This window comes from Pseudomonas sp. LjRoot277 (assembly GCF_964253845.1).
Taxonomy (GTDB): domain Bacteria; phylum Pseudomonadota; class Gammaproteobacteria; order Pseudomonadales; family Pseudomonadaceae; genus Aquipseudomonas.
The window spans coordinates 936,098-950,513 of the sequence record NZ_CAXURI020000001.1 but is presented as its reverse complement, the minus strand read 5'-3'; the positions used below and the strand labels follow the sequence as shown (position 1 = coordinate 950,513).

General features: G+C 60.0%; 14 protein-coding genes. 11 read left to right on the top strand and 3 right to left on the bottom strand.

Features of this window, described 5'->3' with window-relative positions; all coding sequences use genetic code 11:
• Positions 1-147 precede the first annotated feature (147 nt).
• Positions 148-702: a tetratricopeptide repeat protein gene (locus tag ACSQ87_RS04505; protein ID WP_033054173.1), complete on the top strand. Its 555-nt coding sequence runs from the start codon at positions 148-150 to the stop codon at positions 700-702.
• Between the two features lie 191 nt (positions 703-893).
• Here the strand turns inward: ACSQ87_RS04505 and ACSQ87_RS04500 are convergent, their stop codons facing one another.
• Positions 894-1,223, bottom strand: coding sequence for a DUF1820 family protein (locus ACSQ87_RS04500; RefSeq protein ID WP_007894425.1), 330 nt, complete (start codon positions 1,221-1,223; stop codon positions 894-896).
• Positions 1,224-1,357: 134 nt separating this feature from the next.
• Here ACSQ87_RS04500 and miaB point away from each other — a divergent pair, with 134 nt between their 5' ends.
• The 5 genes from miaB to lnt all read left to right on the top strand — a co-directional run bounded on the left by miaB (position 1,358) and on the right by lnt (position 6,781).
• Entirely contained in the window at positions 1,358-2,686 is a 1,329-nt protein-coding gene (gene miaB, locus ACSQ87_RS04495; protein WP_169372937.1) for a tRNA (N6-isopentenyl adenosine(37)-C2)-methylthiotransferase MiaB, read from the top strand.
• Positions 2,687-2,900: 214 nt separating this feature from the next.
• Complete coding sequence (locus ACSQ87_RS04490; protein ID WP_033054171.1) at positions 2,901-3,917, top strand: PhoH family protein; 1,017 nt, start codon at positions 2,901-2,903, stop codon at positions 3,915-3,917.
• Positions 3,910-4,404, top strand: coding sequence for an rRNA maturation RNase YbeY (gene ybeY / locus ACSQ87_RS04485; protein ID WP_436273433.1), 495 nt, complete (start codon positions 3,910-3,912; stop codon positions 4,402-4,404). Before ACSQ87_RS04490 ends, ybeY begins: the two co-directional genes overlap by 8 nt.
• A 5-nt stretch (positions 4,405-4,409) precedes the next feature.
• On the top strand, positions 4,410-5,249 hold the full coding sequence (locus tag ACSQ87_RS04480; RefSeq protein WP_008152854.1) for an HlyC/CorC family transporter: 840 nt from the start codon (positions 4,410-4,412) through the stop codon (positions 5,247-5,249).
• Positions 5,250-5,257: 8 nt separating this feature from the next.
• Positions 5,258-6,781 carry an apolipoprotein N-acyltransferase gene (lnt, locus tag ACSQ87_RS04475; protein WP_436273432.1) on the top strand — a complete coding sequence of 508 codons (1,524 nt, stop codon included), beginning with the start codon at positions 5,258-5,260 and terminating at the stop codon, positions 6,779-6,781.
• Positions 6,782-6,887: 106 nt separating this feature from the next.
• Here lnt and ACSQ87_RS04470 read toward each other — a convergent pair whose 3' ends face one another.
• Positions 6,888-7,646 (bottom strand): YdcF family protein, encoded by a 759-nt coding sequence (locus tag ACSQ87_RS04470; RefSeq protein ID WP_436273431.1) that lies wholly within the window; start codon positions 7,644-7,646, stop codon positions 6,888-6,890.
• A 108-nt stretch (positions 7,647-7,754) separates the two neighbouring features.
• On the bottom strand, positions 7,755-8,075 hold the full coding sequence (locus ACSQ87_RS04465; RefSeq protein ID WP_223432382.1) for a hypothetical protein: 321 nt from the start codon (positions 8,073-8,075) through the stop codon (positions 7,755-7,757).
• A gap of 279 nt (positions 8,076-8,354) precedes the next feature.
• On the opposite strand from ACSQ87_RS04465, the gene leuS reads away from it, so the two are divergent.
• The 5 genes from leuS to ACSQ87_RS04440 all read left to right on the top strand — a co-directional run bounded on the left by leuS (position 8,355) and on the right by ACSQ87_RS04440 (position 14,381).
• Positions 8,355-10,961, top strand: a complete 2,607-nt coding sequence (leuS, locus tag ACSQ87_RS04460) for a leucine--tRNA ligase (protein WP_436273430.1) — start codon at positions 8,355-8,357, stop codon at positions 10,959-10,961.
• An 88-nt stretch (positions 10,962-11,049) separates the two neighbouring features.
• The gene (locus ACSQ87_RS04455; protein ID WP_223432380.1) at positions 11,050-11,655 is read left to right on the top strand and encodes an LPS-assembly lipoprotein LptE; all 606 of its coding nucleotides are present in this window, start codon (positions 11,050-11,052) and stop codon (positions 11,653-11,655) included.
• 39 nt (positions 11,656-11,694) lie between these two features.
• Entirely contained in the window at positions 11,695-12,732 is a 1,038-nt protein-coding gene (gene holA / locus ACSQ87_RS04450) for a DNA polymerase III subunit delta (protein WP_436273429.1), read from the top strand.
• A 99-nt stretch (positions 12,733-12,831) separates the two neighbouring features.
• Positions 12,832-12,996: an alternative ribosome rescue factor ArfA gene (gene arfA / locus ACSQ87_RS04445; protein WP_056744572.1), complete on the top strand. Its 165-nt coding sequence runs from the start codon at positions 12,832-12,834 to the stop codon at positions 12,994-12,996.
• A 62-nt stretch (positions 12,997-13,058) separates the two neighbouring features.
• On the top strand, positions 13,059-14,381 hold the full coding sequence (locus ACSQ87_RS04440; protein WP_436273428.1) for a lytic murein transglycosylase: 1,323 nt from the start codon (positions 13,059-13,061) through the stop codon (positions 14,379-14,381).
• Positions 14,382-14,416: the final 35 nt, after the last annotated feature.

Sequence of the window (14,416 nt, the reverse complement as noted above, 5' to 3'; positions counted from 1 at the left end):
AGAATCCCCCGCAAATCGGGTGATATATTCCCCGCGCAGCAGAAAAACGAGTAAAGACTTTGTAAGGTTGGCCCTGCTTATTTCATAATGCGCGCTTATTGGATCCCTCGACGGGTCCGCGCGCCCTTCAGAGGTAAGTCGATTCCCATGAACCGCACCGGCCGCGCCCTTGCATTGGGCTGCCTGTTGCTCCTTCAGCCCCTGCTCGCGCTCGCACAAGCAGGCGGCAACTCGTTGTTAATCCCAGCGATGGGTCGTTGCACCCTCAATACTCAGCCGCAAGATCTGGCTCAGGCGCTTGCCGCCTGCCAGAAAGCGTCGGATGAAGGGGATGCGCAAGCGCAATACGAGTTGGGCGAGTTCTACTACGACGGCAAAAACACGCCGCGCGACCTCAAAAAAGCCCTGGGCTACTTCGAGAAGGCCTCGTTGCAAGGCCATGCTCAGGCGCAATTCAAACTCGGCTCCATGTTCTTCCACGGCGAAGGCGTACCGGCCAATAACGTTCAGGCGTATATCGTGCTGAAAATGGCTGCGGTCAATGGCGCTGAAGAAGCATTGGACACCGCCGACGAAGTCGCCGAGAAAATGCCCCGCGAAGAACTTGAAGTGGCTACCCAGGTACTGGGGCAAATCTTCCGCAAGTATTTGATGGAATTGCAGAGCGCCGATGGGCGTACGCCGTTCTCACCACTGCCCTGACTGTGGCGAGGGACTTTGTGGCGAGGGGGCTTGCCCCCGTTCGGCTGCGAAGCAGTCGTAAAGTAAGCAGACGCGGTCTGTCTGGAAGATAGCGGAGGCTGATTTCAGGGCCGCTTCGCAGCCCAACGGGGGCAAGCCCCCTCGCCACAACAAGCTCCTCTAGCCACTCAATTAGCCACTCAATCCGTGGCTTACTTCTCAGGCATCGGCATCGGAAACGGCATGACATTGCCGACCGCGCCGCGGGCTTCGCTGATTTTCGGCGTGCCGAGGCGCTCGACCTCGTCGATCCGCACAATCGAATGCATCGGCACAAAGCTGCGCACAACGCCTTCGAACTGAGCCTTGAGCTTCTCTTCGCTCGGATCGACGACCACTTGCGTGCGCTCGCCAAAGACGAACTCTTCCACTTCCAGGAAGCCCCACAGATCACTTTGATAGATCTGCTTGGCATACATTTCGTACACCTGGCCCTGGTTGAGGAAAATCACCTTGTAGATTGGAGCTTCACGTTTGGTCATGGTGGGCGAGCAACACATCGGGGATAAAAATGAGGGCGCGAACTATAGCATAGCCACCGGACGCACAGCGGTAGGAACCTTGGGTCATGTTCCCTATAATGCGCGGTTCTTTGAATCACGTGATGACTCTTTCCATGGCCAAGAAGCTTTACATCGAAACCCACGGTTGCCAGATGAACGAGTACGACAGCTCGCGCATGGTCGATCTGCTGGGCGAACATCAGGCCCTGGAAGTCACCGCTCGCGCTGAAGATGCCGACGTGATCCTGCTCAATACCTGCTCGATCCGCGAACGCGCCCAGGACAGGGTGTATTCCCAGCTCGGCCGCTGGCGCGAACTGAAACTGGCCAACCCGGACATGGTGATCGCCGTTGGCGGTTGCGTGGCCAGCCAGGAAGGCGCTGCAATTCGTGACCGCGCCCCTTACGTGGACGTGGTCTTCGGCCCGCAAACCCTGCACCGCCTGCCGGAAATGATCGACGCCGCCCGCGCTACCAAGCTGCCGCAAGTCGACGTCTCATTTCCGGAAATCGAAAAATTCGACCACTTGCCCGAGCCGCGCATCGATGGCCCAAGCGCCTACGTGTCGGTCATGGAAGGCTGCAGCAAGTACTGCACGTTCTGCGTGGTGCCTTATACCCGCGGTGAAGAAGTCAGCCGCCCGTTCGACGACGTGATTGCCGAAATCATCCACCTCGCCGAAAACGGCGTGCGTGAAGTGACCCTGCTGGGGCAGAACGTCAACGGCTATCGCGGCACCACGCATGACGGTCGTTTGGCTGACCTGGCCGAACTGATCCGCGTCGTCGCCGCCGTCGATGGCATCGATCGCATCCGTTACACCACCTCACACCCGCTGGAGTTCTCCGATAGCCTGATCCAGGCCCACGCCGACGTGCCGGAACTGGTCAAACACCTGCACTTGCCGGTGCAATCGGGTTCGGACCGGATCCTTTCGGCGATGAAGCGCAACCACACCGCGCTGGAATACAAATCCAAACTGCGCAAACTGCGTGCTGCCGTACCGGGGATTTGCATCAGCTCGGACTTCATCGTTGGCTTCCCGGGCGAGACCGAAAAAGACTTCGAACAGACCATGAAGCTGATCGAAGATGTCGGTTTCGACTTCTCCTACTCGTTCGTCTATAGCCAGCGCCCGGGTACTCCGGCTGCCGATCTGGCCGACGAAACGCCGGAAGCGCTGAAAAAAGAACGCCTGAACGCGCTGCAACATCGCCTGAACCAGCAAGGTTTCGAGATCAGCCGACAAATGGTCGGGTCGATCCAACGGATTTTGGTAACCGATTATTCCAAAAAGGACCCCGGCGAGCTGCAGGGCCGAACCGAGAATAACCGCATCGTCAATTTCCGCTGCGACAATCCAACGTTGATTGGTCAGTTCGCCGATGTGCACATTGATGCTGCTCAGCCGCACTCGCTGCGGGGCTCGCTGATCCAGTAACACCGCATTACCCTGTGGGAGCGGGCTTGCTCGCGAAGAGGGAGTGTCAGTCGACATTAATGTAGCTGACACACCGCTTTCGCGAGCAAGCCCGCTCCCACAGAGACCGCGCCAGACCATGAATCAGATTGGTCTGTATAAGACCTTTCGCACCCAGGCCACTGGCGTTATCCTTGATTTCATCTTAATTGCCCCAGGGCGGCTAAATACGACCTTGAACGCACCCATAGAACCACATCGTTTTATCCTCGAGCCTTTTGAAGCTCGCCGCTTCGCCAATCTGTGCGGGCAATTCGACGAGCATCTGCGCTTGATCGAACAGCGCCTGACTATCGAGATCCGCAACCGCGGAAACCAGTTCGAACTGATCGGCGAGCCCAAACACACCACCTCCGCGGAAAACCTCCTGCGCCGTCTGTACCGGGAAACCAAGGGTACCGAGCTGTCGCCGGACATGGTTCACCTGTTCCTGCAGGAATCGGCCGTCGAAGAGCTGGACAACGTCTCCCCCTCCGAACCTTCCGTCGCCCTGCGCACCAAAAAAGGCATGATTCGCCCTCGCGGCTTGAATCAGTTGCGCTACGTGAAGGAAATCCTCGGTAACGACATCAACTTCGGCATCGGCCCGGCCGGTACCGGCAAGACCTATCTGGCCGTTGCCTGCGCGGTAGACGCGCTGGAACGCGAACAGATTCGCCGCATCCTGCTGGTGCGCCCGGCGGTTGAAGCGGGCGAAAAGCTTGGCTTCCTGCCCGGCGACCTGTCGCAGAAAATCGACCCGTACCTGCGCCCGCTCTACGACGCACTCTACGAAATGCTCGGCTTCGAACACGTCGCCAAGCTGATCGAGCGTCAGGTGATCGAAGTTGCGCCGCTGGCCTATATGCGCGGTCGCACCTTGAACAACAGTTTCATCATCCTCGACGAAAGCCAGAACACCACCGTCGAGCAGATGAAGATGTTCCTGACCCGGATCGGCTTCGGCTCTACCGCGGTCATCACCGGTGACATCACCCAGGTCGACCTGCCGAAAGGCACCAAGTCCGGGCTGCACCATGTGATCGAAGTGCTCAAGGATGTACCGGGAATCAGCTTCACCCATTTCATGCCCAAAGACGTCGTGCGCCATCCACTGGTGCAGCGCATTGTCGAAGCCTACGAGCGCTTCGAGAATCGCGTAGCCGACGAACCGGCGAAGTTCTCGTCCAAGGACAACCGCCACGATGCTTGAGCTTGATCTGCAACTGGCTACCGACGCGCCTGCCCCAAGCGAAGCCGAGTTCCGCCAATGGTGCGAACTGGCCCTGCGCCAGCGCACAGCCGACTCCGAAATGACCGTCCGTTTGGTCGATGAAGCCGAAGGTCGTGAACTCAATCACACCTGGCGGCAAAAGGATTACGCCACTAACGTTCTGTCGTTCCCAGCAGACGTTCCCGACGAATTTCTGGATATCCCGTTGCTGGGCGATCTGGTGATCTGCGTGGCGGTGGTCGAGCGCGAAGCCGCTGAACAAGGCAAGGCACTCAAGGCCCATTGGGCTCATCTGGTCATTCACGGCTGCTTGCATCTGTTGGGTTACGACCATATAGATGACGATGAAGCCGAAGAAATGGAAGCACTGGAACGAACGTTGCTTGCAGAGTTGGGCTATCCCGACCCGTATGCGGACGACGAAACAGATACATCCCCTATCGTTACAACAAAGGATTCAGAGTAATCGCTATGAGCGAAGATCGATCGAGCAACGGGCAAAAGTCATGGCTGGGTAAGCTCACCCAGGCTTTTGCCCACGAGCCGAAGAACCGCCAGGAGCTGCTGGAGCTGCTGCGCGACGCACACCAAAACAAGTTGCTGGACAGCGAAGCGCTGGCCATCGTCGAAGGCGCCATCCAGGTCGCTGACCTGCAAGTACGGGACATCATGGTCCCGCGCTCGCAGATGATCAGCATCAAGGCGACCCAGACACCCCGCGAGTTCCTGCCTGCCGTGGTCGACTCGGCCCACTCCCGCTACCCGGTGATCGGCGAAAGCCACGATGACGTGATGGGCGTGTTGCTGGCCAAGGACTTGCTGCCGTTGATCCTCAAGGAGAACGGCGACAGCTTCAACATCAAGGACTTGCTGCGCCCGGCCACATTCGTGCCCGAGTCCAAGCGTCTGAATGTGCTGCTGCGCGAGTTTCGCGCCAACCACAACCACATGGCCATCGTCATCGACGAATACGGCGGTGTGGCGGGCCTGGTGACCATCGAAGACGTGCTGGAACAGATCGTCGGCGACATCGAAGACGAGCATGACGTCGAAGAAGACAGCTACATCAAGCCGCTGCCCAGCGGTGATTTCCTGATCAAGGCCCTGACGCCGATCGAGAACTTCAACGAGTTCTTCGACAGTCAATTCTCCGATGACGAATTCGACACCGTCGGTGGTCTGGTGATGAGCGCGTTCGGGCACCTGCCAAAACGCAACGAAATCACTGAAATCGGCCCTTATCGCTTCCGCATCCTGAACGCCGACAGCCGTCGGATTCACTTGCTTCGCCTGACGCCCATTGCCCGTTAAGGATTGACATGCTCCGCGTAACCCGCCCCGGCTGGCCCGGTAACCTGCTGGCCGTGGCGGCCGGTGCACTCACCACCCTGGCCCTGGCGCCGTTCGATATCTGGCCGCTGGCATTGCTGGCGGTCGGTTTCTTCTATGCCGGCTTGCGTGAACTGAGCCCCCGTCAGGCCCTGGGCCGTGGCTGGTGTTTCGGTTTCGGCCTGTTTGGCGCTGGCACCAGTTGGATCTACTACAGCATTCACCACTTCGGCGGCGCTTCGGTGCTGCTGGCCGGTTTCCTGATGCTGATCTTCACGGCGGCGATTGCCTGGTTCTTCGCCCTGCCCGCCTGGATCTGGGCGCGCTGGCTGCGCCGTAACGAAGCACCGCTGGCCGACGCCCTGGCATTTGCGGCGTTGTGGGTCGGCCAGGAAGCCTTTCGCGGCTGGTTCCTGACCGGTTTCCCCTGGCTTTACTCCGGCTACAGCCAGCTCGACGGCCCGTTGGCCGGGCTCGCGCCACTCGGCGGAATGTGGCTGATCTCCTTCACCCTGGCCCTGACGGCCGCGCTGATCTATAACGCCTTGCGTCTGGTGCGCACCGGCCGCAAAGGCTTTATCGCCGCGGGTGTGTTGCTGCTGGTCGGCCCCTGGGTGGCCGGCATGGCGCTCAAGGAACACGCCTGGACAACCCCGTCGGGTGCTCCGCTGAGTGTTGCGGCGATTCAGGGCAACATCGAACAGAGCATGAAGTGGGACCCGGCGCAGCTCAACGCGCAGTTGGCGCTGTACCGCGACATGAGTTTCAGCTCGAAACCGGTCGACTTGCTGATCTGGCCGGAAACGGCCATTCCGGTGCTCAAGGAGTCCGCCGAGGGCTACCTGAACATGATGGGGAGCTTCGCTGCAGAGCGTAAGTCCGCGCTGATTACCGGTGTGCCGATTCGCGAGGAAGTCCATCACCAGAAGCGTTTCTACAACGGCATCACCGTCGTGGGCGAAGGCGATGGCACTTACCTCAAACAGAAGCTGGTGCCGTTTGGCGAATATGTTCCGTTGCAGGATGTTCTGCGCGGGCTGATCGCTTTCTTCGATCTGCCGATGTCGGACTTTGCCCGCGGCCCGGCCGATCAGCCGATGCTGCAGGCCAAGGGTTATCAGATTGCGCCGTTCATCTGCTACGAAGTGGTTTACCCGGAATTCGCCGCCAGCCTTGCGGCGCGTAGCGATCTGTTGCTGACCATCAGCAACGACACCTGGTTCGGCACGTCCATCGGCCCGCTGCAACATTTACAGATGGCGCAGATGCGCGCGCTGGAGGCTGGTCGCTGGATGATCCGCGCCACCAACAACGGCGTGACCGGTTTGATCAACCCGTTCGGCCAGATCACCGTGCAGATCCCGCAGTTCGAGCGCGGCATTTTGTACGGTGAAGTGGTGCCAATGCACAACCTGACGCCTTATCTGCAATGGCGTTCGTGGCCGCTGATCATTGTTTGCGTGCTGTTGTTTGGCTGGGCGTTGATCGCAAGCCGGATGGCCAAGACCGTTTAAGTCAGCTTTTGTGGCGAGGGGATTTATCCCCGTTGGGTTGCGGAGCAGCCCTGAAAATGGGCCTGCTTCGCAGTCCAACGGGGATAAATCCCCTCGCCACAGGTCATCAGTAAAACATTGAGTAACCGATCTGCCCCACCGCCTCATTCAACAACTGCCCGCTCTGCCAGATCGATTTGAATTCCGGCATCCAGCCGCCCAGTGGCCGGGCGTTGTCCACGCCTAAAAACCCCACCGGTGCTGGCACCACTTCAAATCCTGCCTTTTTGAAACTCCAGACCGCTCGCGGCATGTGCCAGGCCTGAGTCACGACGACCACGCGTTTGATCCCTTCCGGCAACAACACCTCGGCGCTGAACTGCGCGTTCTCCCAGGTTGTGCGGCTGCGCCCTTCTTGCCAGCGCACTGCCATGCCGAAATCGTCACGCAACGAGTCCGCCATCAACTTCGCTTCGGTCGGCGGCGTGCCGTAATGCAGGCCTCCGCTGGTCAGAATCGGCAAACCGGAGGCCTTGGCCAGCCGCGCCGCATAGCGCTCGCGCTCCAGGCCCACGCCCGTTGGCTGGTCAGCGCCCCATGCCAGATCGCCCCGCTCACGCCCCGAACCGAGCACCACGATCGCATCGGCGCGCTGACTCAGCGTTGCCCATTCATCGCGAGCCAGCGGCGCTTCACGCTCCAGCGCCTTGGCGCCCCACTGCACCACCACCGGCAGGCTCATCAGCCAGAAGCCGCCCACGCCCAGCGCAAAGCACAACCCGGCAAGGCGCGGTCTTGAGCGACGCAACCACCAGGCAAGCACCAACAGCAGCAAAAGAATGCCGGGCGGCAACAGGAGTTGTTTAACGAAATAGCGAAAAGGCATCGAGCATCTCCAAAAAGATGCCCGAAGCCTAAGTGGGTTGACGCAATGCGACAACAAATACGAAAGGACTATGCTTCACAAATACATCAGACATTGCTTCCAGTGTCCTTACTTGAATTGCAAAGACCGGACCTTTACCGCGTCCTTGCCGGGAACTTTGTCCTTGAGCCAGATGATCTTGGCCGAACGTGGTGCGTCGAGTTGCTTCACTGCTTCTGACAAGCATCCGTGTGTCTCACGTTCACTGCGATCGAGATACGCCTTGACCAGTGCAAACTCTGCGGGGCTCAAGCCACGCAACTCCAGTTCCAGCGGACGCTCATCGCGTAACCGGCAAGCGGTTTTTGCCGCGTCCAGGGCAATTCCCAGACGATCGATCAATCTTTCGTACAGCTCCGGTTTTGTAACTTTTCGCCGTGACTCAACCATCCATCACCTCATTGAAGATAAGACTCACTCCCCATTTAGAGCTTAGCTTCCGTGTACAAACCGGCTGAATGCTGCGACCAACGGCCCTCGCAGCGTTTTTTGGGCGACCCGCAGCAGTAATCAGGGTTTCCCTCGGTAGAGTGCGGTCATGTATGCTACGGCGCTTCCTGTAACTCCACTTCCAGCTCGTCTGGGCACCGAAACGCCGATTTGGCGTGATCACCGTCCAGCGTTGCATTGAAGAGGATTAGGCCACCCCTATCCAGTTCAAAAGTAGCCATGCACGAACAATATCAGCCCCGTGAAATCGAAGCCGCCGCCCAGTCGTTCTGGGACGAGCAAAAGTCCTTTGAAGTCAGTGAACAGCCAGGCAAGGAGACTTTCTACTGCCTGTCGATGTTCCCTTACCCCAGCGGCAAGCTACACATGGGGCACGTGCGCAACTACACCATCGGCGACGTGATCTCCCGCTACCAGCGCATGCAAGGCAAGAACGTCCTGCAACCCATGGGTTGGGACGCCTTCGGCATGCCGGCGGAAAACGCCGCGATGAAGAACAACGTAGCGCCCGCCAAGTGGACCTACGAAAACATCGCCTACATGAAAACCCAGCTGCGCAGCCTGGGCCTCGCGGTGGACTGGTCCCGCGAAGTCACCACCTGCAAGCCTGATTACTACCGCTGGGAACAATGGCTGTTCACTCGCCTGTTCGAAAAAGGCGTGATCTACAAGAAAAGCGGCACCGTGAACTGGGACCCGGTCGATCAGACCGTCCTGGCCAACGAACAGGTGATCGACGGTCGCGGCTGGCGTTCCGGCGCGCTGATCGAAAAGCGCGAAATTCCGATGTACTACTTCAAGATCACCGCTTACGCGGATGAGCTGCTGGAGAGCCTCGACGAACTGACTGGCTGGCCTGAACAGGTCAAGACCATGCAGCGCAACTGGATCGGCAAATCCCGCGGCATGGAAGTGCAGTTCCCGTACGACGTCGCTTCCATCGGCGAAGCCGGTGTTCTGAAAGTGTTCACTACCCGTCCGGACACCCTGATGGGCGCGACCTACGTTGCCGTAGCCGCCGAACACCATCTGGCGACCCTGGCCGCGCAGAACAACCCTGAGCTGCAAGCGTTCATCGCTGAATGCAAGGGCGGCAGCGTCGCCGAAGCCGACGTCGCCACCCAAGAGAAAAAAGGCCTGCGCACTTCGCTGTTCGTCGAACATCCGCTGACCGGTGAGAAACTCCCGGTGTGGGTCGCCAACTATGTGCTGATGCACTACGGCGATGGCGCGGTAATGGCCGTCCCGGCGCACGACGAACGTGATTTCGAGTTCGCCACCAAATACAACCTGCCAGTCAAACCTGTCGTGCGCACCAGCGCCGGCGACGAAACACCGACTCCGTGGCAGGACGCTTACAACGAATACGGCACGCTGATCAATTCCGGCGAGTTCGATGGCCTCGACTTCGCGGGCGCTTTCGACGCCATCGAAGTTGCGCTGATCAAGAAGAACCTCGGCGCCTCGCGCACCCAGTTCCGCCTGCGCGACTGGGGCATCAGCCGCCAGCGCTACTGGGGCTGCCCGATCCCGATCATCCACTGCAACACCTGCGGTGATGTGCCGGTCCCGGAAGATCAGTTGCCAGTCATATTGCCGGAAGACGTCGTACCGGATGGCGCGGGTTCGCCACTGGCGCGCATGCCCGAGTTCTACGAGTGCAGCTGCCCGAAATGCGGCGCACCGGCCAAGCGTGAAACCGACACCATGGACACCTTTGTCGAGTCCTCGTGGTACTACGCCCGTTACGCCTCGCCGCACTATGAAGGCGGCCTGGTGGAAAAGTCGGCGGCCGACCATTGGTTGCCGGTTGATCAGTACATCGGCGGTATCGAACACGCCATTCTTCACCTGCTGTACGCGCGCTTCTTCCACAAGCTGATGCGCGATGAAGGCCTGGTGAGCTCCAACGAGCCGTTCAAGAACCTGCTGACCCAAGGCATGGTGATCGCCGAGACTTACTATCGTCGCGAAGCCAACGGTGCCTACACGTGGTTCAACCCGGCGGACGTCGAACTCGAACGCGACAGCAAAGCCAAAGTCATTAGCGCCAAGCTGATCGCAGATGGCCTGCCGGTGGAAATCGGTGGCACCGAGAAGATGGCCAAGTCGAAGAACAACGGCGTTGACCCACAATCGATGATCGACCAGTTCGGCGCAGACACCTGCCGCCTGTTCATGATGTTCGCCTCGCCACCCGACATGAGCGCGGAATGGTCCGACTCCGGAGTAGAAGGTTCGCACCGCTTCCTCAAGCGCGTCTGGCGCCTGGCTCAAGCCCTCGTCACTCAAAGCCTGCCGGGCAAACTGGACGTCGCCAGCCTGAATGACGAACAGAAAGTCATTCGCCGTTCGATCCACCAGGCCATCAAGCAGGCCAGCCACGACGTCGGCCAGAACCACAAATTCAACACCGCCATCGCTCAGGTGATGACGCTGATGAACGTGCTGGAAAAGGCCCCGCAAGGCACCGAACAGGATCGCGCACTGGTTCACGAAGGTCTGGAAACCGTAGTCTTGCTGCTGGCACCAATCACTCCGCACATCAGCCACGAGCTGTGGCATCGCCTGGGTCACGCCGATCCGGTGATCGACGCCGCTTGGCCGGTGCTGGACGAAAACGCTCTGGTGCAAGACAGCCTGCAACTGGTCATCCAGGTCAACGGCAAGCTGCGTGGCCACATCGAAATGCCCGCCAGCGCCAGCCGCGAAGAAGTCGAAGCCGCCGCACGGGCCAACGAGAACGTGCTGCGCTTTGTCGACGGCCTGACCATTCGTAAAGTGATCGTAGTGCCCGGGAAACTGGTCAATATCGTCGCCAGCTAATTGGATCAGGCGCCAGGTCATGCCTGGCGCCGAGTAAAACCTTTCGGGCCGCATGATCGGCCCACATGGTTTCAAGGGGAGCAACAAGATGATCAAACGCAATTTGCTGGTGATGGGCCTCGCCGTTCTGCTGAGCGCCTGCGGTTTCCAGCTGCGCGGCACCGGCACCACCGAACTGGCGATCAAGGAACTCGACCTGAGTGCCCGTAACGCCTACGGCGAAACCGTGACTCAACTGCGCCAGGTACTCGAAAGCAGCGGCGTCAAGGTTTACAGCGGTGCACCTTACAAGCTGGTGCTGACCGATGAGCAGGAAAACCAGCGCATCCTCAGCTATGCGGGTGCCGGTCGCACTGGCGAGTATCAGGTAACTACGGTGCTGAACTACGATATCCGTGGTGGGCACGACCTCGCGCTGCTGAGCGACAAGCTCGAAGTGCAGAAGGTCTTCATGCACGACGGCAACAACCTGGTGGGTTCCGACCAGGAAGCCAGTGATGCGCGCAAAGACACCCGTCGTGAGTTGGTTCAACGGATGATGCTGCGCCTGCAACAGCTCACGCCGACCCAGCTGGATCAGCTGCAACAGACCGCCGAAGCCAGAGCCAAGGCTGAAGCCGATGCACTGGAAGCGGCGCAGAAGGCTGAAGCGCAAACCCCGCGCCAGTCGCCAATCGAACTGCCGCAGCAGTAAGACTTACGGGGCGCTCAGGCGCCCCGTTCGACCTCTCCTATGAAACTCGCCCCCGCCCAACTCGCCAAACACCTGCAAGGTGCCCTCGCGCCGGTCTACATCATCAGTGGCGATGACCCACTGCTGTGTCAGGAAGCCGCCGACGCCATTCGTGCCGCCGCCCGGCAACAGGGGTTCGACGAGCGCCAGGTCTTCGCCGCCGACGCCAGTTTCGACTGGGGAACGTTACTGCAAGCCGGCGCGAGCATGTCGCTGTTCGCCGAAAAGCGCCTGCTGGAACTGCGTCTGCCGTCCGGCAAACCCGGTGACAAAGGCGCTGCCGCGTTTATCGAGTACTGCTCACGGCCGGCCGAAGACACAGTGTTGCTGATCAGCCTGCCGAAACTTGATGGCAGTGCGCAGAAAACCAAGTGGGGCAAGGCGCTGGTCGAAGGTCAGCAGACCCAGTTCGTGCAAATCTGGCCGATAGAGACCAACCAGTTGCCAAGCTGGATCCGTCAACGGTTGTCCCAGGCCGGGCTTTCCGCCAGCCAGGACGCCGTTGAACTGATCGCCGCACGGGTCGAGGGCAACCTGCTGGCTGCCGCCCAGGAAATCGAAAAGCTCAAACTGATGGCCGAAGGTGGTCAGATCACCGTTGAAACCGTGCAAGCGGCCGTGGCCGACAGTGCGCGCTTCGATGTCTTTGGCCTGACCGATGCGATTCTCAACGGCGAAGCGGCTCATGCCCTGCGCATGCTCGAAGGGCTGCGTGGTGAAGGCGTAGAACCACCCGTGATTCTCTGGGCGCTGGCCCGGGAGCTGCGTCTGCTTGCCAACCTGTCACTGCAGTACAGCCAGGGCGTGCCACTGGACAAAGCCTTCAGCTCTGCCCGCCCACCGGTCTGGGACAAACGCAAACCACTGATGAGCAAAGCCCTGCAACGCTACTCGGCGCAACGCTGGGCGCAGCTATTGCTGGAAGCTCAGCGCATCGATGCACAGATCAAAGGCCAGGCGGCCGGTTCGCCGTGGATGAGCCTCAGTCGGTTGACGTTGTTGATGGCCGGCCAAAGATTGTCGTTGCCCGCTGAATAAGCTTCCTACAAATCAAATCTGAATTTCCCCTCTAGACAGCCCCCCAACTTCGGCAGATTATTTCCCCCCGCAAAACCCACTCAATCAAGAGATCTGATCATGAGCAAAAAGCCATCGAAGCATGGCCCCAACAAGGCCAAATCCATCATCGCCCAGCCACTGTTCCGCAGCCGTCAGGAACCCGCCGGCAAGGGCAAAGGCAGCTACCGCCGCGAAGCCTTCCAGTCTAATAGCTGGGAGGCTTCTTACTTTCTGGCGGCCTGAAAGGCAAGCGCTCGCTCAACATGTTAAGGTCTGCACCTGATTCGTACTCCCTGGACCCGTGCATGCCCCTTTGTATTTCCCGTCGTTGGCCCCTGCGCCAACTGATCGCTGCCTCCAGCCTCGTTTTGCTAGTCGCCTGCGCGGAAAAACCGACCGCAGCCGACGCCAAGCCGCTTCAGACCCTCCCCGTCGCGACAGCCCCTGCGGTCATTCCGCCCGTGGTTCCGACCGGTGAAAATCTCGATATCCAGCCCACCCAGACCTTCGCCGAATGGCAGGCAGGTTTCCGCAAGGACGCTCTGGCCGCCGGTATCCGCGCCGATCTGTTCGACCGCGCCTTCGCCAATGTCAGCCTCGACACCAGCGTGATCCGCGCCGACCGCAGCCAACCGGAATTCGCAAAACCGGTGTGGGAATACCTCGACGGCGCCCTTTCGCCGCTGCGGGTACGCAAAGGTCAGGCGCTGGTCAGCCAGTACGCCGACATCCTGCAAAGCATCGAACAGCGCTATGGCGTCGATCGTCAGGCACTGGTCTCGGTGTGGGGCATGGAAAGCAACTTCGGGCAGTTCCAGGGCAACAAGTCGGTGATCAATTCCCTGGCGACCCTGGCCTATGAAGGCCGGCGTCCCGGGTTTGCCCACGCGCAACTGATCGCCGCCCTGCAGATCCTGCAACAGGGTGATATCGAGCCTGAGAAAATGCTTGGCTCCTGGGCCGGTGCCATGGGCCAGACCCAGTTCATCCCGACCACTTACAACACCCACGCCGTTGACTTCGATGGCGACGGCCGCCGCGATATCTGGGGCAGCCCGGCCGACGCGCTGGCCTCGACGGCGCACTACCTGCAAAGCTCAGGCTGGCAGAAAGGCCAGCCGTGGGGCTTTGAAGTGCAGCTGCCGGGCAGTTTCAACTACGTCCTGGCCGATGGCACGATTCGCAAGAGCGTCGCCGAGTGGCTGCAACTGGGCGTCACCCTGCCCAATGGCGGCCAGGTTCCGCCAGGCTCCGAACACCTGCCAGCCGCCCTGCTGCTGCCGGCCGGTTACCGTGGCCCGGCGCTCCTGGTCCTCGACAACTTCCGCGCGATCCTCAAGTACAACAACTCGTCGTCTTACGCGTTGGCCGTTAGTCTGTTGTCCGAGCGTTTCAACGGTGCGGGCCTGATCAACGGTGCATGGCCCAAGGATGATTTGCCGCTGAGCCGAACCGAGCGGATCGAATTGCAAAGTCTGTTGAGCGCGCAGAATTATGACGCGGGCAACGCCGACGGCATTATCGGCGCCAACACCCGCAAGGCGATCCGCAGTGCCCAGCAGTCGTTTGGCTGGCCGGCGGATGGGTATCCGACGCACAAGTTGCTGGAAGGTTTGCGTAACCGCTAAAAGCATCGTCGGAACGCCGCCCGGAGCCGGCTCGC

What these genes read in the sequence shown, in the direction of transcription:
- ACSQ87_RS04505 (WP_033054173.1), top strand. Translation starts at nt 148, where the DNA reads ATGAACCGCACCGGCCGCGCCCTTGCATTGGGCTGCCTGTTGCTCCTT.
- ACSQ87_RS04500 (WP_007894425.1), bottom strand. Translation starts at nt 1,223, where the DNA reads ATGACCAAACGTGAAGCTCCAATCTACAAGGTGATTTTCCTCAACCAG.
- miaB (WP_169372937.1), top strand. Translation starts at nt 1,358, where the DNA reads ATGGCCAAGAAGCTTTACATCGAAACCCACGGTTGCCAGATGAACGAG.
- ybeY (WP_436273433.1), top strand. Translation starts at nt 3,910, where the DNA reads ATGCTTGAGCTTGATCTGCAACTGGCTACCGACGCGCCTGCCCCAAGC.
- ACSQ87_RS04480 (WP_008152854.1), top strand. Translation starts at nt 4,410, where the DNA reads ATGAGCGAAGATCGATCGAGCAACGGGCAAAAGTCATGGCTGGGTAAG.
- lnt (WP_436273432.1), top strand. Translation starts at nt 5,258, where the DNA reads ATGCTCCGCGTAACCCGCCCCGGCTGGCCCGGTAACCTGCTGGCCGTG.
- ACSQ87_RS04470 (WP_436273431.1), bottom strand. Translation starts at nt 7,646, where the DNA reads ATGCCTTTTCGCTATTTCGTTAAACAACTCCTGTTGCCGCCCGGCATT.
- ACSQ87_RS04465 (WP_223432382.1), bottom strand. Translation starts at nt 8,075, where the DNA reads ATGGTTGAGTCACGGCGAAAAGTTACAAAACCGGAGCTGTACGAAAGA.
- leuS (WP_436273430.1), top strand. Translation starts at nt 8,355, where the DNA reads ATGCACGAACAATATCAGCCCCGTGAAATCGAAGCCGCCGCCCAGTCG.
- ACSQ87_RS04455 (WP_223432380.1), top strand. Translation starts at nt 11,050, where the DNA reads ATGATCAAACGCAATTTGCTGGTGATGGGCCTCGCCGTTCTGCTGAGC.
- holA (WP_436273429.1), top strand. Translation starts at nt 11,695, where the DNA reads ATGAAACTCGCCCCCGCCCAACTCGCCAAACACCTGCAAGGTGCCCTC.
- arfA (WP_056744572.1), top strand. Translation starts at nt 12,832, where the DNA reads ATGAGCAAAAAGCCATCGAAGCATGGCCCCAACAAGGCCAAATCCATC.
- ACSQ87_RS04440 (WP_436273428.1), top strand. Translation starts at nt 13,059, where the DNA reads ATGCCCCTTTGTATTTCCCGTCGTTGGCCCCTGCGCCAACTGATCGCT.